Here is a 24052-nt window from a genome sequence, read left to right as displayed (position 1 = left end):
GGGAACGGTCGTCAACACAGGAATCCACTCCGTCGGCTGGGCGAGCCGCGCGCAGTGGATCATGCCGGAAGGCGCGTGTCGATCCCCATCGCACAAGTCATTGAAATGAGATGGGAATTTGAACTGATCGGCGCTCTAGGGCTGCGTGGTTCGTCGGGGATCTTCGACGCGTGCGGGTCCGTGTTCACGTTGCAGAGCAAGCCCGACGAACCGGCCCGAAGGCTCGTCCATGTCAAGCCCGCGGCTGAGTCCACCGGCGGGATGATCGAGCCCTTCTACCTCCGATTTGAAGACGTCGCGATCGGCAACGATCCCAAGGGGGGCGTGCGGGTCGTGTACCGGACCGCGGAGCAGGAACAGGACCAGAAACAGAAGCACGATCCGAAGCTGGAACGCATGATGCGTAAGGTCCTGGCGTACGTGAAAGACCACGAAGGATGCGCCGCGCGGACGCTCGTGGCCGGAATCGATGGCAGTAGCAACAATACCTACGGTGCTCGCGACGAGCTGGAGCGGCGCAAATATGTGCGCGTCGACAGGCCGAAGGAGAGGCGCAAGCCCGTCTGTCACTACATAACCCCTGCCGGCCTCGCGTGGTTGGCGGGTGAGGCTCCACCGGCCACGCCAAGCCCCGCAGACGCACCCGAACGCGAGCCCGACCCCGGCCCGGAGTAGCGGGCGAGCGGCCCGCGCGCGGCCCGAGGATGCCCGTGGACGCCTCGGGTGACGGGCGACGGGTGAACGGTCGCGGCGAGCTCGCGAGGCTCACGACGGGCGAGCCATGCGGCGAGGAAGGCCCTACGGGTCCGGCCCCCTCGTCGGGTACCTTGACGCCGGCCCCCGCTTGTGCTCGCCTGTACGGGCAGTAACAAAAGGCGGGGCCCGCCCGGTGCTGGTAACACCGAACGGACCCCTAACCAAACCCCGGAATGAGCGAGGTTTGATCATGGGCACCATACCGCCCGCGTGGGCGAGATCCAGCCATTTTTTAAGCGCGGAGGTCCTGTAATATGGGCCGCCGTCGCACTGGTAACATATTGCCCGAGGGTGACCATTACGTGGCGCGCGTCCTTCTGGACGGCCGCTACGTGCGGATCCACCTCTCCCCGGGGATGTCCGAAGCTCGCGCCCGTGAGTCTGCGCAGTTCTACACGGACAATCCCGACCGGGCACGCGCGCGCCTTGAAGAGCAGGCGCGGGAGCGAAGCGGCGCCGCGCCCATTCCGAAGGGCGAGACGTTCGCAGAGTACCTCGAACGGTGGCTGAAAGACCGCGAGGATCGACGCTACTCGAATGTAGGAAGCGACCGATCGGCGTTCAAGCTGCACATCCTGCCGCACATCGGCACAAAGCCGATTACAGCGATCACGCGTGGAGACCTTGAAAAGCTCGTGCAAGCCCTCGACGGGCAGATTGCCCGAAAAGAGTATTCATGGCAGAGCGTGTCGAAGCTATGGCTTGCCGTTGGAAAGCTGTTCAAGGATGCGTCCGCCTCCAAGAACCTCGCGCTGCGCGTGCGCGCGGATAACCCAGCGCTTGGCATCACGCCCCCCGACCGGGGGACCGAGAAGTCCAAAGCCTACCTCTACCCGGACGAGTTCCTGAAACTCGCATCGTGCGAAGGGGTAGACCTGGAATTGCGGCGCCTCTACACGCTGGCGATATACCTCTATTGCCGCGTCTCGGAAGTCCTGCAATTGAGGTGGACAGACATCGATCTCGATCACGGCGTCGCGCACATCCGGCGCAGCTACGACCGCCAGCGGAAGCAGGAGAAGGGCACGAAGGGCAAGCGCCCGCGTGGTTTCAGGATCGAGCCGAACCTGCTCCCCTTGCTGCGCGTCCTGTACGCGGAGCGCGACGACAGCGGGTTCGTGATACGCGTCCGAAATTGGGCGATGGCCCGGCGCTTCCGCAAGGCCCTGACGAAGGCCGGCATCACCCGGCCGGATCTCTTCATCGCCGACGAGCTCCACAAGCGGATCACCTTCCACGACTTGCGGGCCACGGGATGCACTTGGATGGCGCTCCGCGGAGACACACCGCACGTAATCATGCAGCGCGCGGGGCATCGGAACTTCGAGACGACGATGCTCTACATTCGCGAGGCGGAATCGGTGACGGGCAACGTGGGCGAGCCCTTCCCGCCCTTGCCCGCCTCCCTGCTCGGCTCGACCATGGAGCCCCCGGGGGCGAGCGGGAATTTGTCGGGGAATCTGTCGAGGGTTCCGCGCAGCGTGCGCCAAACCGCTGGAATCATAGGGCAAGAGAAGCGCGGCCTATATCCTTCTCCAGGATGTGATGCGCCTCGTACCTCCCCTTCATACCATCCGTGAACTTGCTCATCAGCTTGTACGGGCCGATCGTCTGGTTCTGCGCTAGCGCGTTTGTAATCACCTCCCCGTACTGCTCCGCCAAGAGCTTCGCCGCGTCCTCGGATAACTCTTCCGCCCCCTCCAGGATGAGCGGCGCCTTCTTCGCGCACGCTTCCTCCAACTTCTTCCCGAACTTCTCGGCCTGCCCGACGAGCACCGCCGACGCGACCTGCGTGATCGCCGCCGCGGCCTGCACGATGGCGTTGTCGACGCCGTCCGCGTCGTCGCCGCCGATGATGCCGAACCGCTTGCCATCCTTGCGCGCGAGGTCGTGGTTGAACTCGCCGTTCAGCATCGCGGAGGCGATCGTCAACTCGCGGACCATCCGCTCGATCGGCGTCAGGGGTTTTGCTTTGCCCTTCCCCTTCCCCCGTGCACCCCTCCTTCGTCTGCTCGCACGACGCCACACTCGCGAGCGGCGCCCCGTTCCGAAACACGCGCTCCGGCAGCGCCCCGCCTCGATCCACCAGCGTGCACGGCTCATCCACGCACTTCGGCGGATGCACCTCGTCCCGCTTCGGCAAAACGCCCTCCGACGGCAAAAGCGGCTCCTTCGACAGCACGCCCTCGGGCGGAGGCGGCGACGGCCGCGGCTTCTCCGGCGGACGCTCCGGCATCTTCTTCACGCCGGGCGGCACGACCTCCCCTTGTTCGTCCTTCGCCGGCGGCGGCTTCTGCGGCTTCGAGGCCTCGGCGGACGTGGACGCTCCTGCCTCGTTCTCTTCAGCCGATGCCTTGGGCGCATCCTTCGGCGGAGCCGGCTTCGGGCGCGACGGCGGCGTGGGGCAGGTCAGCTTGTTGTGCGGGATCGGCAGGAGTCTCGCGCTCGTAGGCGACGCGTAGGGGTCGAACACGTAGACGGTGAGCCCCTGGCTCTTCGTGGTGAACTTCGCGCGACTCGTGGTCCACAGGGCCTTGGCCCCCGGCGAATAAGCCCATTCGTTCACGTTCGGCGCCACGTCCGGCGGCTTGACGCAGACGCGGATGACCTCCGCGCGCGCGACGTTCGGCACGCACAAGACGAGCAGGACCAGCGGCAACCACCAGGCGAAGACACGACGAAGCATCGGCAGTCCCCTCGATGAACGCCCTCGATGCCGACAAATCACCGCACGAAAGCAGGTTCGCGCTTTCGGACGCGCGCAAATCGCGCCCCGCCCTTCCTGTGCATCGTTCTGCCATGTCCGAACGACGCACAGGAAGGGCGACGGACCCCTTTGAACATGTCCGAACGATGCACAGGAAGCCCGGCGCGTCGTTCGGACGTGCCCAAAGGCGCGCGCGGCGCCCCGCGCGCCCGTTCGGGGACGCACGAACGTCATCGAGGTCGTCCTGTGCGGAGTTTGGAGCTGTCAGAACGCGTGGTCCCGGGCTCCGGTGCATCGTTCGCGCATGCGCGAATGCCGGATCCGGAGCCCGGGGCGGAATTTGCCAGCCGCGGAGGCGAGGTTCCGGCGTCTAGCCCTCGTCGTCGGCGCCGCCGCTCCCGCTTCCGCCCTTCTTGGCGCTGCGCTCGCGCCGCAAGAAGAACGACTCGACGAGCTTGCGTTGCCCGGGGAACGCCGCGCGGAGGATGCCGTGCGCCTTTTCGAGCGCAACGCGGACCGCGAGGCGCGCCTGGATCTCGGCGTCGCCTGCTTTGTTCTGCGCCATTTCGGCGGCGTCGAGCCCGTCGCGGATCACGAAGCTCTTCTTGAGCGCCTCGTCGAGGTTGGCCTGGGCGGCGGCCTTCCCCGGGAAATCGTCGACGCCCGCGAGGCGCCCGAGGATCCGCTCGGCGAGCTCGGGCTCCTCGCGGAGCTTCGCCTCGGTGATCTCTCCGGCCGTGCCCTCCTGAAAGACGTTCTTGTAGAGGGGATTGTCGCGGCTCCGCATGGCAGGGCCATTGAGGAGCGCGTCACTCACGTTCATGATGCGCAAATCAAGGATCGCGTCACGAATGCTGAAACACGCGCGGAGCTTCGTCGCGGCCCTGCGCGCGGCTCGCTCGACGACGACGGCGCTGGCCAGCCCATCGGCGGCCGTCTTGACCACGGCGTCCGCCTCCACGATGGCCGCGCGCTGGGCTTCCGTCAGCGTCTCGGCGTCGGCCCACGCTTCCGCCGCGCCGCGGAAATGGTCGGTGTGCTTTTCGTAGACCTCGCTCGATGCATTCACGCCGGGGAGATACATTCCGTGCGTCCTCTCTGACCGCGGTGAGGTGCCGCGGGATGGCAAGTTGGCGAGGGAGGCTACAGCCCGCTGGGCTCGGGCGTCAAGGACGGACCGTGGGAAAGATTCCATTTCCTCGGAGTCCGATGGTTCGCAATCCGCTCCACCCGATCTAGGATCCCTCCACGGACGGCAGCGCCCCTGGCCAGGGCGCGAGGGAGAATGATGGACCTGCGGGAGTACACGCTCGGAGAGGTCGTCTACGACGGGAGCGAAACACGGGTTTGGCGCGCGGTCCATGTCCCCACGGGGGCGCACGTGGCCATCAAGAGCCCGGTGGCCGAGGTGCCCAATCCACGCGTGATGGGGCGGCTGATCCACGAGCACCAGGTGCTCTTGCACCTCGCCGAGGTGCCCGGGGTGGCGCGCACGCGGGGGCTCGTGCAGCACGGCGGCACGGCGGCGCTGGTGCTCGAGGATCCTGGCCTCGGCTCGCTCGATCGATTGCTCGCCAAACAGGGGCGCTTGCCGGTCGGGACCGCGCTGCGGCTCGGCCGGCTCCTGTCGCGGGTGCTCGAGGGGGTGCATGCCGCCGGCGTGATGCACAAGGACATCAAGCCGCAAAACGTGCTGGTGGACGAGGCGTGCGAGACGGTCACGTTGCTCGATTTCGGCATCGCCTCGCTTCTGTCCCAGGAGGCGACCGAGGCGAGCATCCCCGAGGCGCTCGAGGGGACCTTGGTTTATATCTCCCCGGAGCAGACGGGGCGCACGGCCCGCGCGCTCGATACGCGCACGGATCTGTATTCACTCGGGGTGACGCTCTTCGAGGTGATGTCGGGGCGGCTGCCCTTCACGGAGCGCGATCCGCTCTCGCTCGTGCACGCGCATCTCGCCAAGGAGCCGCCTCCGCTCGATTCCGTCGCCCCGGACGTGCCGAGAGCCGTGGCGGCCATCGTGGCGAAGCTCCTGGCCAAGGATCCCGAACGGCGTTACCAGACGGCCCGCGGCGTGGCGGAGGATCTGGAGGAGGCCCTCCGGCAATGGGACGAGCGGGGCACGGTGGAGCCGTTCCGCCTGGGAAAAAAAGATTTTTCGCGCAAGCTCCGGTTGCCGCAGGCGCTGGTGGGGCGGGAGCGCGACGTCGAGCGGGTGGCCGAATCCTTCGCGCGCGCCGCACAGGGCGCGGCGGAGCTTTTGCTCGTCGGTGGTCCCTCGGGCATCGGCAAGACGGCGCTGGTGCGCACGGTGTACAAGGATATCGCGCAGGCGGGGCGCGGGCTCTTGATCGCCGGCAAGCACGACCAGCTCGCGCGGTCGACGCCGTTCGCGGCGCTCGCGCAAGCCTTCGGGGCGCTGATGCGGCAATGGCTCGGGAGCTCCGAGGCGGTGCTCGAGGCCTGGAAGGAGCGGATCCGGCGCGAGGTCGGGGACAATGCGCGGCTCATCGCGGACGTGGTGCCGGAGCTCGACCTGGTCATGGGCAAGTTGCCGCCGGTGCCGCCGGTCGAAGGCGAGCAGGTGCTCAATCGGCAGAAGCTGACGTGGCTGAATTTCGTGCGAGCCGTCACGGCGCCCAACCCGCCGCTCGTGATGTTCCTGGACGACATGCAATGGGCCGACAGCGCCACGCTGATCATCCTGCAAACGCTGCTGACGGACGTGGAGCGCAAGTCGCTGCTCGTGATCGCAGCGTACCGCGACAACGAGACGCCGCCCGAGCACCCGCTGTGGAAGCTCGTGGAGGCGGTGGAAAAGAGCGAGGCCCGGGTCTCACGATTGACGGTGGGCCCGCTGTCGGGCGAGCAGGTGCAAAAGTGGCTCGCGCGAACGCTGGAGAGCGAGCCCGCGCGGGTCGAGCCACTTTCGCGCGTGCTTTCGCAGAAGACCCGCGGAAACCCGTTTTTCCTGGAGCAGCTCTTGCTCTCGCTGCACCGGCAGAAGCAGGTGGTGCGGGATCCGGAGAGCGGGGCGTGGCGCTGGGAGCAATCGTCGCTGGAGAGGGCGGGCGTCACCGATAACGTGGTGGCGCTCTTGACGGACAAAGTGCGCGAGATGCCCGAGGCGACGCAAAAGCTTCTGGGGCTCGCGGCCTGCGCGGGCCACACGTTCCACCTGCAAGACCTCACGCGGCTCAGCGGTTGGGAGCGCGCCCCGGTGACGGGGGCGTTATGGCCGGCGCTGGACGCGGAGCTCGTGGTGCCGGTCGATGGCGCGTACCGCCCCGCGCAGGCGCTCGGAGGCATCGGCGAGGAGTCCCTGGACGCGGCGTACCGGTTTTTGCACGACCGCGTGCAGCAGGCGAGCTACGAGCGGATCTCGCCGGAGCGGCGCGTCCTCGCGCACCTGGAGATCGGCCGGCGGCTTCGGGCGCGTTATCGCGCCGAGGGGGGTACGGCCCCGCAATTCCTGGAGCTCGTGCGGCACCTGAACCTGGGCTCGGCGCGGCTCGAATCCGTGGAGGAGCGCAAGGGGGTCGCACGGCTGAACCTCGAGGCCGCGCGGACCGCAAAGGCGGCGAGCTCGTACCGATTGATGGCGAACCTGCTGGACCAGGCGCAGGCGCTCCTCGGCGAGCGGGCCTGGGAGGAGGAGCACGCGCTATCGGTGGAGATTGGTCTCGAGCGCCTGGAGGCCGCCTATCTGCTCCGGGAATTCGACGACGTCGAGGCGCGGGCGCTCGCCTTGCTGGACAGGTCTCTGCCGGAGGTGGCGTGGCTCTCCGCGCAGGAGATTCGCACGCGCTGCTGTGTCGCCACGGGCCAGTATGCGCGGGGCGTCGGGATCGGGATCGCCGCGCTCGAAAAGCAGGGCATCACGTTTCCGGAGACGGATGACGCGTGTCTGGCGGCGCTCCTGCAAGAGTCCACCGAGCTGGATCAATGGCTCGAACGCCACCCGGACGGCTTTGACCGAATGCAGCCCGATCCGTCGCTGGAGCACCGGCTCATCGATGCCCTGATGACGCAGGCGCAGCTCTGCACGATCTACGGCGGCCGGCCGATGCTCTATTCGCTCATCATCGCCCGCATCGTGTCCGAGGCGATACGGCGGGACGCGCTCACGCCGGCCGCCGCCTTCATGATCTGCAGCTTTGCCAATGTGTGGTCTGTCGCGACAGGCATGTATCGGCGCGTCAGGCGATGGCTCACGCCCGGGGTGCGCGCCGCAGAGCGTGTGGGCTCGCCGATGCTGCCCGAGTGCATCGCGCTCAAGGCGATCTATCTGGCCCATTGGAGCCCCATCGACGAAGCGCCCCCCGTGTACGAGCAAGGCATCGCAGCCGGCTTGAAGATCGGGTCGTTTCAAGGCACGAGCTGGGGCCTTCTGGCCGAGCTGTTTTATTACCGCGTCTGGCGTGGCCTGCCGCTCGACCAGGTCCACGCGCAGCACAAGGCTCGCTGGGATCTCGTGCAACGCGCGGGAGACGCCGTGGGGAGGCACCACTTCGAGGCGGTCGCGTCCTATTGCGAGGTGCTGATGACGCCCGACGGCGCGCCAAAACTCCTGCATGACGAGCCCTTGTCGCGGGGTTCGCGCTCCCTCCTCGGCGACGGGGACGGGTTCACGGGAGGGCTCGCTCGGACCTTGGAGGCCTATCTGTTCTGCGTCACGGGCAGGTGGGAGCGCGCGCTGTCGCGGGCGCGGGAGGCAGACCAATTTCGAGCCGACATCCTCGGCATGCCGCCGGTGACGGACATTCCGCTCTTCCTCGCGCTCGCCGCTGCGAAATGCTGGACCGACGCCGCCACGGACGAGCAGCGGGCGCGGCTGCGGGAGCACATCGAGCATAGCCTCACGCGATTGCGTTACTTCACCGAAGGATGTGAATCCAATTTCCTCCACAAGCTGCGCCTCGTCGAGGCCGAATACGCGCGTATCCTCGGCAAGACCGAGGAGGCAGCGACCCGATACGACGAGGCCATCGAGCTTTCCCGCGAGCACCGCTTCCTGCACATCGAGGCCCTCGCAGCCCAGCTCGCCGCCGAATTTCGCCTTTCGATGGGCAAGGGCCACATCGGGGCGATGTACCTGCGCGAGGCGCGTGATGCCTATGCGCGCTGGGGCGCTTATGCCGTGGTCGCCCACCTGGGCGCGCGATATCCCGCCGTGCTCAAGGGGGCCATGCACGAGCCTTCCCCCGAGCGCACGACCATGACGGCGACGACGACCACCACGGGTGCATCCACGGACGCGAGTTTCGACGTGAAGACCGCGGTGCGCGCGGCGCAAGCGCTCTCGGGCGAGCTCGACCCGGGGCGCGTCGTGGGCCGGCTGATGGAGCTCACGCTGGAGAATGCGGGGGCGCAGCGCGGCGCCCTCGTGCTCAGCGAAGGGGAAGCGCTCTCCGTCGTCGCGCGGCTCTCGGTGGAGGGGACCCGCATCGAGACGGGGCTGTCGGAGCCCCTCAGGCAGAGCCAGGACGTGCCGGTGGCGGTGGTGAAATACGCGGCCCGCACGGGCGAGCCGGTGGTGACCGGCGACGCGAGGTCCGAGGCGCGTTTCGCCGGCGATCCGTACCTCACCTCGCACGCGGTCCTCTCGCTTTTGGCGCTGCCGTTGACGCACCGGGGTCACGTGGTGGGCGTGCTGTACCTCGAGCACCGCGACGTACCCTCGGCATTCCCTCCCGCGCGCGTGGAGTTCTTGTCGGTGCTCGCCTCGCAGGCCGCGATCGCCGTCGAGAATGCCGTGCTCTACCGGGACCTGGAGGTGAAGATCCAGGAGCGCACCGCGCAGCTTCAGATCGCCAAGGAGGCGGCCGACCGCGCCAATCGAGCGAAGAGCGATTTTCTTTCGAGCATGAGCCATGAGCTACGCACGCCGCTCAATGGCATCCTCGGCTACGCGCAGTTCCTCATGCGAGCGCCCGAGCTCTCGCCGAAGAGCCGCGAAGGCGTGCAAATCGTGAAGAAATCGGGCGAGCACCTGCTCTCGCTGCTCAATGACCTCCTCGACCTGGCGAAGATCGAGGCCGGCAAGATGGAGCTCGTCCCCCTCCGGCTCGACTTTCCCTCCTTCGTGCAATCCATCGTGGACCTCTGCCGCGTGCGCGCCGAACCGAGGGGCATCGCCTTCACCTACCAGGTTCGGGGCCCGGCGCTCGCCGCCGTGCACGCCGACGAAAAGCGCTTGACGCAGGTGCTCCTGAACCTGCTCGGCAACGCCATCAAATTCACCGAGCGCGGCGCGGTCACGCTGCTCGTCGATGTGCTCGACGAGGGCGGAGCGGGTTCGCGCGAGGTGCGCTTCCGGATCGAAGACACGGGCCCCGGCATCGCCCCGGAGCACCTCGCGCGCATTTTCGACCCCTTCGAGCAGGTGGGAGACCAGCGGGTGAAGAGCGAGGGGACCGGGCTCGGCCTCGCCATCAGCAAGAGGATCATCGAGCAGATGGGCGGGACCATCCATGTCGAGAGCGAGCTCGGCAAAGGGAGCGCGTTCACGGTGACGCTCACGCTGGCCGAGGCGCTCCCTTCCGCGGCCGTCGACGAAGCGCCGGGGTGGGACACGATCACCGGGTATCGCGGCGAGCGCCGCAAGATCCTCGTCGTGGACGACAACGCCGGCAATCGCGCGTTGTTCTCCGATCTGTTGGTCCCCATTGGATTCGACGTCATCCAGGCCGACAGCGGCGAAGCCGGGCTGCGGCTCGCGCTTTTGCACCGGCCGGCGCTGATCCTGATGGACCTCGCCATGCCAGGCCTGGACGGTCATGAGACCACGCGCCGGCTGCGGCAGATGCCCGAGCTCGAGGGGGTGGTGATCCTGGCCTCGTCGGCGAACGTCAACGCCGCCAAACAGCCGAAGGGGGACCAGGCCGGCTGGGACGACTTCTTGCCCAAGCCCGTGCAGGCCAGCCTGCTCTTCAAGAAGATCGAGCGGCTCCTCGGCCTGGAATGGACGCATGAGCCGGTGAAAGCCGCGGCGCCCATGGCGGAGGAGGACGGCGCGTTGCTGCCGCCCTCGGCCGAACAGCTCTCGATGCTCTCGCAGCTCGTGGCGTCGGGCCGTATCCGGAACGTGCTGGCGGAGGCGGTGCGAATGCAGCAAAACGAGCCGCGACTCGGCCCCTGGCTCGAGCAATTCGAGGCGCTGGCGCGGACCTACCAGATACGGAAGCTGCAGGAGTTCGTCGAGAAATATGCCGCGGGAGGCCCGGCGGCGAGCGAGAGCAACTGACGAGCCCCCGGGCGAGGCCTACACGGGCCGGACGCGGCCATCCGGGCTCGTCTCGACCCGAGCATGGGTTCGTCCGGCCAAGCTCGCCACGTGCGCCACGAGCTCCGACGGCTTCACGGGTTTGGCCAGGTGCATCTGGTATCCGGCCAAAAGCGCCCGCGTGCGGTCCTCGGCGCGCGCAAATGCGGTCAACGCGAGCGCCGGGACGCTCCCCCCACGCTCGTGCGGCAATTGCCGTACCTTCTGGATGAGCTCATAACCGCCCTCTTGCGGCATGCCGATGTCGCTCACCAGCACCGTCGGCTGGTCTCGATCGAGCTCTGCCAGAGCCTCCACGACCGAACCCGCCGTCCGCACCTCCGCGTGGCACTCCGCGAGGATTCGCAGGAGCAGCTCGCGCGTGTCCGGCTCGTCGTCCACCACCAGCACCCGCACGCCCGTCAAATTCAAGAGGTCCCCGCCACGGTGCCATACGGGCCGGCGCGGCGGCGTCGAGGGCGCCCGTTCTTCGGCCCAAACCTCGGCATGTTTGGCCTCGAGCGGCAGCCTCACCGTGAAGCTCGCCCCCTGGTCCTTCCCTGGGCTCGCCGCCTCCACCGTCCCCCCGTGCAGCTCCACGAGGTGCTGCACGATCGAAAGCCCGAGGCCGAGCCCGCCGTGCTCGCGCGTGGCCGAAGCGTCTGCTTGTCGGAATTGCTCGAATACGTACGGCAGAAAATCCGGATCGATGCCGATCCCCGTATCGCTCACCGCGAGATGCGCGTACGAACCCTCGCGACGCAACGATACGCTCACCTGCCCGCCCCGCGGCGTGAACTTCATCGAGTTGCTGAGCAGGTTCCACACGATCTGCTGGAGACGATTCGGGTCCCCCATGACCCGTTCTCCGGCCGACGCGACGCTGAGCTCCAGGCGAATCCCCTTCGTCTTCGCCGTCGGCTCCGCCGATGCCAGCATCGTTTCGAGCATCTCGGCCAGATCGACCACCTCCACCTCGAGGCTCAGCCGCCCGCTGATGATGCGCGACATGTCCAGGAGGTCGTCGATGAGCTTGGCTTGCGTTCGCGCATTGCGCTCGATCGTCCCGAGCCCCCGGCGCTGGATCTCGTCCGAAGGGCCGCGCGTGAGGAGCAATTGCGACCATCCGAGGATCGCGGTGAGCGGCGTCCGCAGCTCGTGGCTCAAGAGCGCCAGGAACTCGTCCTTCAGCCGGCCGGTGCGCTCGAGCTCGGCGCGCGCCACCTGCTCGCGGGCGAGCAGCCTCTCCCGCTCCGCCTCCGTCCGCGTTCGCTCGGTGATGTCCGTGGAAACCCCGCAAACCGCATACACGCGGCCGGACTCGTCGAAGAGCGGGCACTTGATCGAGATGTACGTGTGGAGCTCATCGTCCAGAGGAACGATCTCTTCCTTCTCCAGCGGCTTCCCGGCCGCCGCCACCTGCTGGTCGGAGGCGCGAAATGCGTCGGCATGCTCCGCGGGGAACAAGTCATAGTCGGTCTTGCCGATGATCGACCGCGCGCTCACATGATACAACTCTTCGTGGCGGCGGTTGGCCATCAAATAGCGGCCTTCGAGGTCCTTGACGTAGATGACCGCCGTGGAGTTGTCGACGATGGCCTGAAGCAGATGCTGGCTTCCGCGCAAAGCTTCTTCTGCCCGCCGGCGCTCGGCGTTTTCCGCTTCGAGGGCGGCGTTCGAGCTCGCCAGCTCGGCCGTGCGCTCTCGCACCCGTTGTTCCAGCTCCTGCTGGGCTCGCTGGAGCTGCGCGTTCTTCGCTTCCAGCTCCTTCGTTGCCTCGCGCAAGGTCAGGTGCGTCTTGATCCGCGCGAGCACCTCTTCAATCTCGAATGGTTTCGTGATGTAATCGACGCCCCCCGCCTCGAACCCCTCGAGCTTGTTCGCCGCTTCTCCGAGGCAGGTCATGAAGATGACCGGGATGTCTCGGGTGCTCTCGGCCGCTTTCAGGCGCCGGCACGTCTCGAAGCCGTCGATCCCAGGCATCACCACGTCGAGCAGGATCAGGTCGGGTTTCATGAGGTGAGCCCGCTTCAGGGCATCCTCCGCGTCCTGCGCGACGAGCGCTCGATGACCCGCGGATTCCAGATGATCCACCAGCACGGCCAGGTTGATGGGCATATCATCCACAATGAGGATAGTGCCCTCGCGAACACCGGGCGCTGAGGCTCTGCTCATGATCGATGACCGCCGAAGGCGCGCCGCGCACCGAGACGCGGCATCACCTTCCACTCGAATTCTTGGGCCAGCCGGCCCGAAAAAAGCCACGCCCGCCCGGTCGCCGCACCTAGGCGCCACCCGGCGGATATTCCGCGTGTGAAGAAGCCTGGCTCGCTCGTACGCAACATGCTGTGTCTCTGCTGCGCCGGGCAGTCCATTCGGAACCTCGCAATCCGGCCGATCCTGGGACCTTCGCAAGGCGGCGTCAATTCCGAACCGTCGTCCCCTCGGGGGCAGAAGACCTCGCCTGGCCGAGCGTCAATTGTTTGTCGGACCTCGGGCCGTGCTCACACGTCTGTCCCACGCCTGTCAAGCCAAACGAGAACGGATGCGCCAGACAGGGACAAAAACGGCGCGTCGGAAGACGAGGACAAGTGCACGAAGCAACACATCCACGGCGCCGACGAGGGGGGAAGCGGGGCCCCGGGTGGCGGGGCTGGAACGGCCGCGGGTACGTCGCGGTCGAGGCCGCGCGAGACGATCAACGCGGCCTGTTGCGGATGCTCGTCGGGCGCTTGGGAAGGTGACGGAGGCCCATCCACGCGAGCGCCGCGATATGGGTGGCGACCTCTTCGATCGGGGGCTTGCGGACCGTCGTCCACCACTGGCCCACGAACGTCACCATGCCGACGAGGGCATGGCCGTAGATGGGCGCCGCCCGGGCGTCGTAGCCTCCCGCTTTGAAAGCAGCCGTGAAGACCTCGCTGACGCGCTCGCCGAGGTCGCTGAGGAGCGACAACATCCCGCCCCCCGCGGCGGGGGCGTCGTGGGCGAGGATCGCGAAACCATCGGGGTGGTCCTTGACGTAGGTGAGGAAGGCGAGGGCCCCGTGCTCGAGCCGCTCGCGCGGTTCACCTTGCGCAATCGCCTCGGAGATCCTGCGGACCACGTAGTCCATTTCGCGGTCGACCACGACCGCGTAGAGCCCTTCTTTCCCACCGAAGTGCTCGTAGATGACGGGCTTGGAGACCTTGGCGCGTTCGGCGATCTCCTCGACCGAAGTGGCCTCGTAACCGCGTCGCGCAAAGACGAACCGACCCGCGTCGATGATCGAGGCGCGGCGGGCCGAAGCAGAGAGGCGGGGCGCTCGGGGCGGCATCGCGGCGAGTTTAACCCCGCGGATGTCGGCACGCTGGTCGATGGGAGGGACTTTCGCGGAACGCCTTGGCTCCTTCTACCTACGGACGCGTAGGTTTCATCGTCCCCGCGGCCGCTCTCGCGCGCGGCGCATGCAGGCGGTCGACCCTTGGAATTGGGGTCACGTTTCGGTCAGGATCACGAACGGCGCGACGGGCCGTTTGACCTGCTCCCCTCCTCGATCGTATCTACGTTGACGTAGGTAAGCGCGCCGTCGCTGACCACGAGAAGGCCTCCCATGAACGACGAGTTGCATGCAACGCCTGCGAACGGCTTCGAACCGCACTCCGAGAAGCCAAAGCTCCGCGGCGTCATTCACCAGTGGGCGGCGGTGGTCGCGGGCTTCGCGGGCGTGGGGCTCGTGTGCATCGCCGCCGAGATCCGCCGTTCGGTGGCCGCCGCGGTCTACAGCCTCAGCCTGCTCACCCTCTTCGCGGTCAGCGCGACGTACCACCGGATCGACTGGGGCCCGAAGGCGCGCATGCGCATGCGTCGCCTCGACCACGCGGCCATCTTCGTGCTCATTGCTGGCACGTACACGCCCATCGCCCTGATCGCCGTGGGCCCGGGAGACGGGACGAAGCTTTGCGCGCTGGCATGGTCATGTGCAGCCGTTGGTATCGTGAAGTCGGTCTTCTGGTCGGGATCGCCGAAATGGGTGACCGCTGCCGTGGCCGTCGCCGCCGGCTGGTGCATCGTTCCGTTTCTGAGCGCCGTGGGACGCGCGCTCGACCTCATGCAGCTCGTCCTGATCTTCGGCGGAGGCATGTTCTACACGCTCGGCGCCGTTGCCTATGCATCGAAGCGCCCGAACCCCGTCGTCGGCGTCTTCGGCTACCACGAGGTCTTTCACGCCTGCACCGTCGTCGCCGCCGCCATGCATTTCACAGCCGTCGCGACGATCGTTCGAGGGGGGTAACGGTGCGCCGGCCGATGCGTCGTCGCGCCCATGCGACGTCGAGGCCTGCCGCTCCTCCTCCTCGGGCACGAATGTGAAATTTCAATGGGGAATGGCCACGAACGCGAATATCACGTGAACGAGCCCCTCGCAGGGCCCACCGCCCACCCGCCCGATCCGCCCGTCGCCCCCGCTCCCGCCCCCTCGCGTGCGCCTCCCGCCGTCCGCGCTACGCTCGCCCCGCGATGATTGGCTCCGCGGTCACGGCCGTGCTCGGCCCGACGAACACCGGCAAGACACACCGGGCCGTCGAGCGCATGCTGGAGCACGAGTCCGGGATGATCGGGCTGCCGCTGCGGCTCCTCGCGCGCGAGGTCTACGACCGCATCACCGCGCGCCTCGGCGAGCAGCGCGTCGCGCTCGTGACGGGCGAGGAGAAGCGCATCCCGCGCAGGCCGCAATACTGGGTCTGCACGGTCGAGGCCATGCCGCGGAGCCTCGACGTCGAGTTCGTCGCGGTCGACGAGATCCAGCTCGCCTCACATCCGCAGCGCGGTCACGTGTTCACCGAGCGCCTGCTCGATGCCCGCGGCACGAAGGAGACCTGGTTCATGGGGGCCGCGTCGATGCAGCCCATGATCGCCGAGCTCCTGCCCGCGGCGCGGATCCAGACGTTCCCGCGTCTCAGCCGGCTCGCGTTCGCGGGGGCCGAGAAGCTCGCGCGGCTGCCGCAGAGGAGCGCGATCGTCGCGTTTTCCATGCAGGAGGTCTACGAGGTGGCCGAGCGGCTGCGCGCCACGCGCGGCGGCGCGGCCGTGGTGCTCGGGGCGCTGTCGCCGCGCACGCGCAATGCGCAGGTGGCGATGTTCCAGTCCGGAGAGGTCGAGTACATCGTCGCGACCGACGCGATCGGGATGGGGCTGAACCTCGACGTGAAGCACGTGGCATTCGCCGCGCTGCGCAAGTTCGACGGACGGGACGTGCGGGACCTCGAAGCCGCGGAGATCGGGCAGATCGCCGGGCGCGCCGGGCGCTACACGAGTGATGGATCGTTCGGCACGCTCGCGCCCCTCGCGCTGCCGCAGGGGCTCGCGAACGCCGTGGAGGCGCACAGGTTCCCCGCGGTCAAGAAGCTCCTCTGGCGGAACGCGGATCTCGATACGAGCTCGATCGACGGCCTCATCGCCTCGCTGCGGCGCTCGCCGGGGCGGCGCTCGCTCGTGCTGCAGGAGAGCGCCGAGGACGCGGCGGCGCTCACGCGGCTGGCCCAGGATCCCACGATCCGGTCGCGGGCGCAGGGTCGGGAGGCGGTGGAGCTGCTCTGGGAGGTCTGCCGGATCCCCGATTATCGCAAGCTGCTCTTCGAATCCCACGTGGCGCTGCTCGCGGAGATCTTCGCGAACCTCGCAGGGCCACGCGCCTTCCTCGACGAGGCGTGGATGACCGAGCGCGTGCAGGAGATCGACGATCCCGCGGGGGACATCGATACGCTGATCGCGCGCATCTCGGCGATCCGGACGTGGACGTACGTGTCGAATCAAGGCCGCTGGGTGAAGGATCCGGCGGCCTGGCAGGAGCGGACCGCGGCGATCGAGGATCGGCTGAGCGACGCGCTGCACGAGCGGCTGGTGCAGCGGTTCGTCGAAAAGAGCGGCGGCGGGAACAAGGCGCGCGCGACGGGCCCCGCGCGGAAGGCGCCGCCGACGCGGGCCGAGCAGCGGGCGATGGACAAGGCGAATCCGTTCGGCAAGCTCGCGGCGCTCCGGGCGCCGCAGGCGCGCGAGGCGGGCGGCGCGTCGTCGGAGGAGGCGCGCTGGGTGGAGGCGGTCGTCGCGGCGCGGCACGTGTCGATCGAGGTGGATGCGTCAGGGCAGATCACGTTCGAGGACGGGCGCGAGCTTGGCCGGCTCGTGCGGGGGTCGAGCCTGCTCCTGCCGGACGTGAAGCTCGCGGCCCTGCTGGAGCTCGGCGCGGGGGCGCGGGCGCGGATCACGCGGCGGCTCGTGGCGTTCGCGCGCGACCTCGTGGAGGAGCTCTGCGCGCCGCTCCGCGCGCACGCGCCGCGCGGGCTCGGGGCCGCGGCGCGCGGGATCCTGTATCAACTCGAGCAGGGGCTCGGGACGGCGAGGGCCGAGGACGCGGCCGCGCAGATCGCCGAGCTCGCGCCGGAGGACCGGGACAAACTCGCGGCGGCGGGCATCGTGGTGGGCGCGCGGGTGCTGTACGTGCCGGCGATGCTCAAGGGCCCGGCGCTCGTGCGGCGGAGCGCGCTCGTCTCGGCGTTCGCGGGGGCGAGGGCGCCGCGAGCGCCGGGGCCGAGCGTCGTGTCGATGCCGGTCGCGCGGCCCGCGGAGGCGTCGCTCCACACGGCCCTCGGGTATCCGGTGTTCGGGCCTCGCGCGGTGCGCGCGGACGTGGTCGAGAAGGTGTTCGCGGCGATCGAGGCGGACGGCGGCCTCCCGCCGGCAGGCAAGCTCGCGGGGTGGCTCGGGTGCCCGGCAAAAGAAGCGGCGAAGGTGGGCGGAGCGATCCTGGGCGAGGCGCGGGCGTCCTGCGAGGAGCCGGATCGCAGAGCTTCGACGCCGCGCAATGCGGCGGAGTGACGCTCACTGAAACAGAAACGAATGCCAGTACGCGAGGACCTCGCGGGCGATGAACCACGGCTCCTTCAAGAGGCGCCGGCTCATGCGCGCGGGCACCGTGTACACCGCCACGCCCGCGCGCTCGAAGAGCATCTTCACCCGCGGCTCGTGATAATAATGCGTCACCGCGATCGCCCGTGAAAAACCGTGGCGACGCATCAAGAGCGCGCCGTTCTTCGCCGTCCACGAGGACGTGATGCCCGCCTCGTCGAGGATCACGGAGGCCTCCGGCACGCCCGCCGCGACGGCGCGCGCGCGCATCACCTCGGGCTCCGAATGACCATTCTGATCGTCGATCGCCCCGCTCATCACGATCGCTTGGACGAGCCCCTGCTGGTGGAGCCGGATCGCCTCGTCCACGCGATCCGAGAGCGCGAGCGAGGGCGTGCCGTCGTCCCAGACGCGCGCCCCGAACACAATCGCGCAGTCTGCGCGGCGCTCGTACCGCGTCGGACCCAGGGTGACCATGAGGAGGAGCGGCATGGCCACGAAGCTCGCCGCTGTCACCGCCCCGCACGCGATCACGCGCGCGAGCGTCCATCGAGGACGATCCGCGCGATCGGTCGCGACATTCACCGCGAGCGCGCCGAGACAAACCAGGACGACCAGGGAAGCCGGAACGAACGCCGGGCCGCCGATCGCGCCTCGCGCGAGGACGCCGTAAAACGTTGCGACGTCGCGCGCGGCGAGCAGGGCCCCGATCCCGATCACGACCGCCCCGCCGAGACGCGCCCACGCGGGGCGAATCGGCCGCGCCACGTGCCAGAGAAGCGTGACAGCCGAGAGGAGCTCCAGGGCGCGGAAGATCGGCCGCGGCAGATCCGCGTCGCCGAGCCATGTGTGTGTCGTATCGAAGGGGGGCCTGAGCGCCTGGCCTGCGAGGTTCGCGAGGGCGAGCAGGCCGACGGCGAGGCCCACGCCGCGCAGGAGGAAGGCGGCGTGGGAGCGGAGACGAGAAGCGCGCGAGATCAGGAGATCGTGGGCGGGTTCGAGATGCGGGGCAGGCGCGTGCTCGGCGACGCGCCGCTCTTCGAGGAGGGCGCCGACTGCGAGCTCGCGCCGCCGTAGAGCGCCTGGATCGAGGCCGGCATGCGCGAGCCGGGCGGCATCGACGGGCGGCCCATCGGCGGGCGGTACGAGGGACGCTTGACGGCGGGCAGGCGATGCGCGCTGCCGCGGCGCGAGAGCGGCGTGCGGAGCGAGAGCGGCGCGACCTCGTTCGCCGCGTCCTTCATGACCTTCGCGAGCACGCCGTAGACGTTGGCCCACGCTTCCTTGACCTCGGGCGTGAACGCCTCGCCGAGGCCCTTCTCCAGCGTCCACAGGAGCGCAGCGCCCACGATGTCGTAGTGATCGTCGCGAACGCCGTAGGCGAGGTGGCGACGACCGAGCGCCTGGACGGTCGGGATCAGCGCTTCGAGACGATCGAGCGCCTGGACCGCCACCTTCAGCGTGGACATGAGCTTCTTGCCCTGGTCCTTCATGTCGCCCCGGAAGAGGGGCTTGAGAGACGGATCGACCTCGAAAAGCCGACCGTAAAATAGCTCGGCGGCGACGTCCGCAATCGGAGCGACCATCTCGAAGGTCTTCTGGACCAGAAGCTTCTGCTCGTTGTTCATCGTTTCCTCGCGGTCAGCCCTGTTTTCCGGGCGGAGAGATGCTTCGGCGACCACCAGCGCGAAGACCTCTATCCAAGATCTGCGCCGACGTTTCACCCTAGCATGGGTCGGGCTTGGACCGACACTATTTGTTGCGAGGACGCCAAGCGCGTGGCGTCCACGATGCATCGGCAGCGTCCCGACGCGAGGCCCGCAACGTTTGCACCCGAACGACATGGATGTCGGCCCGAGGGCGGAAACATGCGCAGGATCGAGGGGCGCGGCTGCTCAAACGGGGATGATCCCGCGCTTCTTGAAGGGCCGCTCGATGCGCTTGTGCCGCGCGAGCTCGAGGCCCCACGCGACGGCGCGCCGCGTGTCCCGGGGGTCGATCACGTCGTCGATGAGGCCCCAGCCAGCGACCTTCATGACGTCGATGTTCTTCTGGATCATGTCGATCATCTGCTGCTTGAGCTCCGGCGGCGGCGGCGCGTCGCCGAAGAGCTTGCGCGCGGCGATGCCGAGCATGCCCTCGGGGCCCATCACGCTGATCTCGCTGGTCGGCCACCCGACGATGAGGTCCGGCTCGTAGGCGCGGCCGCACATCACGTAATAACCAGCGCCATAGGCCTTGCGCACGACGACCGTGACCTTGGGGACGGTCGCCGCGCTCATGACGTGCAGCATCTTCGCGCCGTGACGGATGATGCCCTCGTGCTCGACCTTCGAGCCGATCATGAAGCCCGGTACGTCCTGGAGGAACACGAGCGGGATGTTGAAGGCGTCGCAGATCTGCATGAACCGCGCGGCCTTGTCGGAGCTGTCGACGTCGAGCACGCCGCCCATGTGATTCGGCTGGTTCGCGACGATGCCGACGCTCTGGCCGCCGATGCGCGCGAGGCAGGTGATGATCTGCCGCGCGAAGCGGGGCTTGATGTCGAAATACTCACCGTGGTCCACGATCGCCGCGATGAGCTTGTACATGTCGTACGCCTTGCGCGGGTTCTCGGGGAGCAGGTCGAGCAGTGATTCCTCGCGCCGATCGACGGGATCCGTCGCGGCGAGGCGCGGCGCCTCCTCCTCGCAATGGGACGGGAAATACGAGAGGTATTTCTTGATCGCCGCGATGCATTCGGCGTCGCTCTTGAACTCGCCGTCGCCTACGCCGCTCTTCGTCGAATGGACCTTCGAGCCGCCGAGGTCTTGCTCGGAGATGTCCTCGCCGGTCATGGCCTTGACGAGCGGCGGGCCGCCGAGGGCCATCGAGCCGATGTCCTTCACCATCGGAACGAAATCGGCGAGGCCCGGGATGTAGGCCGTCCCCGCGGCGCCGGGGCCGACCATGGCCGCGACCTGCGGGACGACGCCGCTCATGACGACCTGCTCGCGGAAGAGGTGGCCGCTGCCCGCGAAGAGCGAAATCGTGTCCGGGTGGCTCGATCCCGGATCGATGCGCGCGCCGGCCGAATCGATGAACCACACCATGGGCCAGCGGCCGCGCAGGGCCATCTGGCGCAGGCGCGTGACCTTCTCCTCGCCGGTATGGCCGATGCTGCCGCCCTTCACCGTGAAATCGTAGGCGGCGGCGCAGACCATGCGGCCGTCGACCTTGCCGAACGCGCAGACGACGGCGTCGGCCGCCGGGCGATCCCGGCCGTCGCCGGCGGCGAGGCCCATCTGCGTGCCGTGCATGCCGACCTCGAAATGGACGCCGTCGTCGAAGAACGCGGCGAGCCTCTCGCGGGCGGTCAGCTTGCCACGCGAATGTTGCTTCGCGACCTTGTCCTCGCCGCCCATCTTGCGCACCTCGGCGCGCCGGGCTTCGAGGTCCTTCAAGAGCTCACGCATGTCCATGGGTCATTTACCCGTCCATTTGGGGGTGCGTTTTTCCAGGAACGCCATCAGGCCTTCCCGCGCGTCGTCCGTCGAGAGCACGGCCCCGAGGCGCTCGCGCAGGAGCGGCAATGCCTGTTCGAGCGCGAGATCGGCCTGCGCCGCGAATGCTTCGAGCCCGAGCTTCACGGTGATCGGGCTCTTGCTTGCAATTTGCCCGGTGATTCGAGAAACCTCGGCGTCGAGCCCGTCCGCGTCGACGGCCTTTCCGACGATCCCGACCGCCGCCGCAGCGTCGGCGTCGAGCCGCTCGCCGAAGAGCATCATTTCGAGCAGGCGCCGCTGCGGGACGACGCGCGCGAGCACGGCCATGATCATCATCGGGAAGAGGCCGACGTTGATCTCGGGCGTGCCGAGCTTCGCCGCCCGCGACGCCACCGCGAAATGGCACGCCGCCACGAGCCCGAGCCCGCCGCCCATCGCGTGCCCGTTCACCCGCGCGACGAGCGGCTTCGGCGAGCGCGTGATCGCGAGCAAAAGATCCGCGTAATCCCCCTTCGGCGGCAATTCGGTGCCCGGGCCGAACGAGCTCATTTGCGTGAAATCGCCGCCGGCGCAGAACGCGTCGCCCGCGCCGGTCAGGACGATCGAGCGTACCGCTTCGTCGCCCGCCGCGTCTTCGAGCGCCCAGAGCAGCTCATTCACCATCGCGGGGCCGATGGCGTTTTTCTTGGGCGGGTTTTTCAGGGTGATCCAGAGCGCGCCGTTCTCCTTCGCGGCGACCTCCAGAAACCCGTACGCGCGCGGCGTCGTCATCGCGGCGCTCCGAGCGAGAGGATCTCCCGCGCCTCCTCGACCGTCGCCGGCCGCCGGCCCACGTCGCGCACGAGCCGCACCGCCGTCTCGACGAGCTCGCCGTTCGATTTCGCCATCTCGCCGTTCGGCAGATAGAGGTGGTCTTCGAGCCCGCAGCGGATGTTGCCGCCGAGCACGAGCGCTGCGGCGATCATGCGCCAGGCGCCGTGGCTGATCCCGATGACCTCCCACTCCGAGCCGGCGGGCATGATCTTCGTCTGGAGCTGGAGCGACTCGACGTGCCCCGGAATGCCGCCGAGCACGTTGACGATGAACGAGAACTGGAGCGGCGGCCTTAGCACGCCCATGTCGAGCAGCGGCGCGATTCCGTTCGTGTGCCCCGTGTCGAAGCATTCGAGCTCGGGCTTCACGCCCGCCTCGTTCATCACCTCGAGCAGCTTGATGATCTTCGAATAGGTGTTCGGAAACACCATATCGAAATCGAATTGCTTGCGCTTGGGCGAGTACTTCGCGTAGTTCATCGTGCCCATGTTGAGGGCGGCGATCTCCGGCTTGCTCTCCCGCACGTACGTGCATTGGTCGGTCACGTCCTCGAGGATCGTGCCCGTCGAGAAATTGAGGATGATCGGGCAGCGGGCGCGGACCTCCTCCTTGATGCGGGCGAAGACGGCCGGGGAGAACGTCGGGCTGCCGTCGTCATTGCGGGCGTGGATGTGCACGACCGAGGCGCCGGCGTCATAGGCGCGCTTGCATTCGTCGCCGATCTCCGCCGGCGTGTATGGAATGCCCGGGTTTTGCCTGCGATTGGCGAGGACGCCCGTGACGGCGCAGGTGACGACGCAAATGTCGGGATCACGCACGCCGGGCTTCTTGCTCTCGCCCGTGAACGTCGGCTTCTCCTTCATGGCTTGTCCTCTTCCTCTCCCACGCGGGGAGCGCCCATCGCCTCGGATACGCGGCCCTCGACATGCGAGACGACGCGCTTTTGCAGCTTGGCCAGGATCCGGAGCAAATGTTCGAGATCGCTTTGCGACAGATCCGTGAGCGCGCTCCGGAAGATCTCCATGGGCTCGACCTGGATCTCCCGCGCGAGCTTCTGGCCCTTTTCGCTGAGCCGGATGTAAACGACGCGCCGATCCGTGGTCGAGCGCTCTCGCTTGACGAGCCCCTCGCGCTCCATGCGGTCGATGATCCCGGTCACCGTGCTGTTCTGGGCGCGAATGCGCTCGGACAGGGATGACAAGGACAGGTCCCCGAGCTCCTCCAGGAGCTTGATGACCGTGAGCTGCGGGCCCGTGAGCCCGAACTGCGCCGCCAGGCCCTTCGTCAGGCGGCGCGACTCGGTATAGAGGTAGATGATCGTCTCGACGATCGCATCCACCTCGGGCTTGGTGTCGGGAGGGAGGGAGGCCGCCACGGATGTTTCGTGTACGAAATATCCGGACCGGAACCGAATGTCAAGGAGGGAGTTTAAGCAAGCCGACTCACGCTCTGAACGGCCGGAACCCCATCGACCGCGTCCGGGCGAGCCGTTCGAGGAACTGCTTGCGGGTGAGGACGATGGCGCCGAGCGCCTTCATGTGCGGCGTCATCACCTGGATGTCGATCCAATCGCAGCCGGCCTCGGCGAGCTTCTCCACGAGGTGCAAAAGCGCGATCTTCGACGCATTCGGCGCGAGGTGGAACATGCTCTCCGCCGAGAAATATCCCTCGACGCAGACGCCATAAATGCCCCCGACGAGCACGTCCTCCGCGTCCCATACCTCGACGCTGTGCGCGAAGCCGAGCTCATGCATCTCCTTGTAGGCGTCCATCAGCTCCGGCGTGATCCACGTGCCGTCCTGACCGGGCCGCGGGACCTCGGCGCAGCGCTCGATGACCGCGTCGAACCCGCGGTCCACCGTGCAGCGGAGCGGGGTCTTCCGGAGCTCGCGGCGCAGGCTGCGCGAGAGGTGGATCTGCGAGAAATCGAGGATCGCGCGCTCTTTCGGGCAAAACCACGGCAGGACATCGAGCCCGTCGATCGGCCACGGAAAGACCCCGCGCCGGTACGCCTCGACGAGCACACGCGGCTCCAGGCTGCCGCCCACGGCCACGATGTCGTCGGCGTCGATGCTCATGCTCGGTCTTCCACGACGCCGGCATCCAAGCGCCAAACCCCCCGTGGGTCAAGCCTTTGCCAGC

At 68.0% G+C, this 24052-nt stretch carries 17 protein-coding genes; 6 read left to right on the top strand and 11 right to left on the bottom strand.

Features of this window, described 5'->3' with window-relative positions; all coding sequences use genetic code 11:
- Both QHF85_RS27575 and QHF85_RS27570 read left to right on the top strand, forming a co-directional pair.
- On the top strand, positions 1 to 675 hold a 675-nt coding region (locus QHF85_RS27575), incomplete at its 5' end, for a hypothetical protein (protein WP_281330315.1).
- A gap of 383 nt (positions 676 to 1058) precedes the next feature.
- Positions 1059 to 2336, top strand: a complete 1278-nt coding sequence (locus QHF85_RS27570; protein ID WP_281330314.1) for a site-specific integrase — start codon at positions 1059 to 1061, stop codon at positions 2334 to 2336.
- On the opposite strand, the gene QHF85_RS27565 is transcribed toward QHF85_RS27570, so the two are convergent.
- Positions 2257 to 2700: a hypothetical protein gene (locus tag QHF85_RS27565; protein WP_281330313.1), complete on the bottom strand. Its 444-nt coding sequence runs from the start codon at positions 2698 to 2700 to the stop codon at positions 2257 to 2259. The genes QHF85_RS27570 and QHF85_RS27565 overlap by 80 nt on opposite strands.
- 47 nt (positions 2701 to 2747) lie before the next feature.
- Between QHF85_RS27565 and QHF85_RS27560 the strand changes: the two genes are divergently transcribed.
- Entirely contained in the window at positions 2748 to 3218 is a 471-nt protein-coding gene (locus tag QHF85_RS27560; RefSeq protein ID WP_281330312.1) for a hypothetical protein, read from the top strand.
- 615 nt (positions 3219 to 3833) lie between these two features.
- Here the strand turns inward: QHF85_RS27560 and QHF85_RS27555 are convergent.
- Positions 3834 to 4532, bottom strand: coding sequence for a hypothetical protein (locus QHF85_RS27555; protein ID WP_281330311.1), 699 nt, complete (start codon positions 4530 to 4532; stop codon positions 3834 to 3836).
- A gap of 216 nt (positions 4533 to 4748) precedes the next feature.
- On the opposite strand from QHF85_RS27555, the gene QHF85_RS27550 reads away from it, so the two are divergent.
- A complete protein-coding gene (locus QHF85_RS27550) occupies positions 4749 to 10709 on the top strand; it encodes an AAA family ATPase (RefSeq protein ID WP_281330310.1) in 5961 nt (1986 codons plus the stop codon).
- Positions 10710 to 10727: 18 nt separating this feature from the next.
- Here the strand turns inward: QHF85_RS27550 and QHF85_RS27545 are convergent, their stop codons facing one another.
- Both QHF85_RS27545 and QHF85_RS27540 read right to left on the bottom strand, forming a co-directional pair.
- Positions 10728 to 12902 carry a response regulator gene (locus QHF85_RS27545; protein ID WP_281330309.1) on the bottom strand — a complete coding sequence of 725 codons (2175 nt, stop codon included), beginning with the start codon at positions 12900 to 12902 and terminating at the stop codon, positions 10728 to 10730.
- Between the two features lie 523 nt (positions 12903 to 13425).
- Positions 13426 to 14043: a TetR/AcrR family transcriptional regulator gene (locus tag QHF85_RS27540; RefSeq protein ID WP_281330308.1), complete on the bottom strand. Its 618-nt coding sequence runs from the start codon at positions 14041 to 14043 to the stop codon at positions 13426 to 13428.
- A gap of 276 nt (positions 14044 to 14319) precedes the next feature.
- Between QHF85_RS27540 and QHF85_RS27535 the strand changes: the two genes are divergently transcribed.
- Positions 14320 to 15000, top strand: coding sequence for a hemolysin III family protein (locus tag QHF85_RS27535; protein WP_281330307.1), 681 nt, complete (start codon positions 14320 to 14322; stop codon positions 14998 to 15000).
- A gap of 224 nt (positions 15001 to 15224) precedes the next feature.
- Positions 15225 to 17582 carry a helicase-related protein gene (locus tag QHF85_RS27530; protein WP_281330306.1) on the top strand — a complete coding sequence of 786 codons (2358 nt, stop codon included), beginning with the start codon at positions 15225 to 15227 and terminating at the stop codon, positions 17580 to 17582.
- A 3-nt stretch (positions 17583 to 17585) separates the two neighbouring features.
- Here the strand turns inward: QHF85_RS27530 and QHF85_RS27525 are convergent, their stop codons facing one another.
- From QHF85_RS27525 to aat, 7 genes are all read right to left on the bottom strand, one after another.
- A complete protein-coding gene (locus tag QHF85_RS27525) occupies positions 17586 to 18539 on the bottom strand; it encodes a YdcF family protein (protein ID WP_281330305.1) in 954 nt (317 codons plus the stop codon).
- Between the two features lie 50 nt (positions 18540 to 18589).
- Positions 18590 to 19240, bottom strand: coding sequence for a globin family protein (locus QHF85_RS27520; protein ID WP_281330304.1), 651 nt, complete (start codon positions 19238 to 19240; stop codon positions 18590 to 18592).
- Between the two features lie 267 nt (positions 19241 to 19507).
- The gene (locus QHF85_RS27515; protein ID WP_281330303.1) at positions 19508 to 21073 is read right to left on the bottom strand and encodes an acyl-CoA carboxylase subunit beta; all 1566 of its coding nucleotides are present in this window, start codon (positions 21071 to 21073) and stop codon (positions 19508 to 19510) included.
- 3 nt (positions 21074 to 21076) lie between these two features.
- On the bottom strand, positions 21077 to 21868 hold the full coding sequence (locus QHF85_RS27510) for an enoyl-CoA hydratase-related protein (RefSeq protein WP_281330302.1): 792 nt from the start codon (positions 21866 to 21868) through the stop codon (positions 21077 to 21079).
- Positions 21865 to 22773, bottom strand: coding sequence for a 3-keto-5-aminohexanoate cleavage protein (locus QHF85_RS27505; RefSeq protein WP_281330301.1), 909 nt, complete (start codon positions 22771 to 22773; stop codon positions 21865 to 21867). Before QHF85_RS27505 ends, QHF85_RS27510 begins: the two co-directional genes overlap by 4 nt.
- Positions 22770 to 23285, bottom strand: coding sequence for a MarR family transcriptional regulator (locus QHF85_RS27500; protein WP_281330300.1), 516 nt, complete (start codon positions 23283 to 23285; stop codon positions 22770 to 22772). The genes QHF85_RS27505 and QHF85_RS27500 overlap by 4 nt, the downstream gene beginning before the upstream one ends.
- A gap of 67 nt (positions 23286 to 23352) precedes the next feature.
- Positions 23353 to 23988, bottom strand: coding sequence for a leucyl/phenylalanyl-tRNA--protein transferase (aat, locus tag QHF85_RS27495; RefSeq protein ID WP_281330299.1), 636 nt, complete (start codon positions 23986 to 23988; stop codon positions 23353 to 23355).
- Between the last annotated feature and the right edge of the window lie 64 nt (positions 23989 to 24052).

The sequence above is a fragment of the Polyangium sp. 6x1 genome (genome assembly GCF_029946515.1).
GTDB lineage: Bacteria > Myxococcota_A > Polyangia > Polyangiales > Polyangiaceae > Polyangium.
This window is presented reverse-complemented; position numbering and strand designations above follow the sequence as displayed.

What these genes read in the sequence shown, in the direction of transcription:
- QHF85_RS27565 (WP_281330313.1), bottom strand. Translation starts at nt 2,700, where the DNA reads ATGGTCCGCGAGTTGACGATCGCCTCCGCGATGCTGAACGGCGAGTTC.
- QHF85_RS27550 (WP_281330310.1), top strand. Translation starts at nt 4,749, where the DNA reads ATGATGGACCTGCGGGAGTACACGCTCGGAGAGGTCGTCTACGACGGG.
- QHF85_RS27545 (WP_281330309.1), bottom strand. Translation starts at nt 12,902, where the DNA reads ATGAGCAGAGCCTCAGCGCCCGGTGTTCGCGAGGGCACTATCCTCATT.
- QHF85_RS27540 (WP_281330308.1), bottom strand. Translation starts at nt 14,043, where the DNA reads ATGCCGCCCCGAGCGCCCCGCCTCTCTGCTTCGGCCCGCCGCGCCTCG.
- QHF85_RS27535 (WP_281330307.1), top strand. Translation starts at nt 14,320, where the DNA reads ATGAACGACGAGTTGCATGCAACGCCTGCGAACGGCTTCGAACCGCAC.
- QHF85_RS27530 (WP_281330306.1), top strand. Translation starts at nt 15,225, where the DNA reads ATGATTGGCTCCGCGGTCACGGCCGTGCTCGGCCCGACGAACACCGGC.
- QHF85_RS27520 (WP_281330304.1), bottom strand. Translation starts at nt 19,240, where the DNA reads ATGAACAACGAGCAGAAGCTTCTGGTCCAGAAGACCTTCGAGATGGTC.
- QHF85_RS27515 (WP_281330303.1), bottom strand. Translation starts at nt 21,073, where the DNA reads ATGGACATGCGTGAGCTCTTGAAGGACCTCGAAGCCCGGCGCGCCGAG.
- QHF85_RS27510 (WP_281330302.1), bottom strand. Translation starts at nt 21,868, where the DNA reads ATGACGACGCCGCGCGCGTACGGGTTTCTGGAGGTCGCCGCGAAGGAG.
- QHF85_RS27505 (WP_281330301.1), bottom strand. Translation starts at nt 22,773, where the DNA reads ATGAAGGAGAAGCCGACGTTCACGGGCGAGAGCAAGAAGCCCGGCGTG.
- aat (WP_281330299.1), bottom strand. Translation starts at nt 23,988, where the DNA reads ATGAGCATCGACGCCGACGACATCGTGGCCGTGGGCGGCAGCCTGGAG.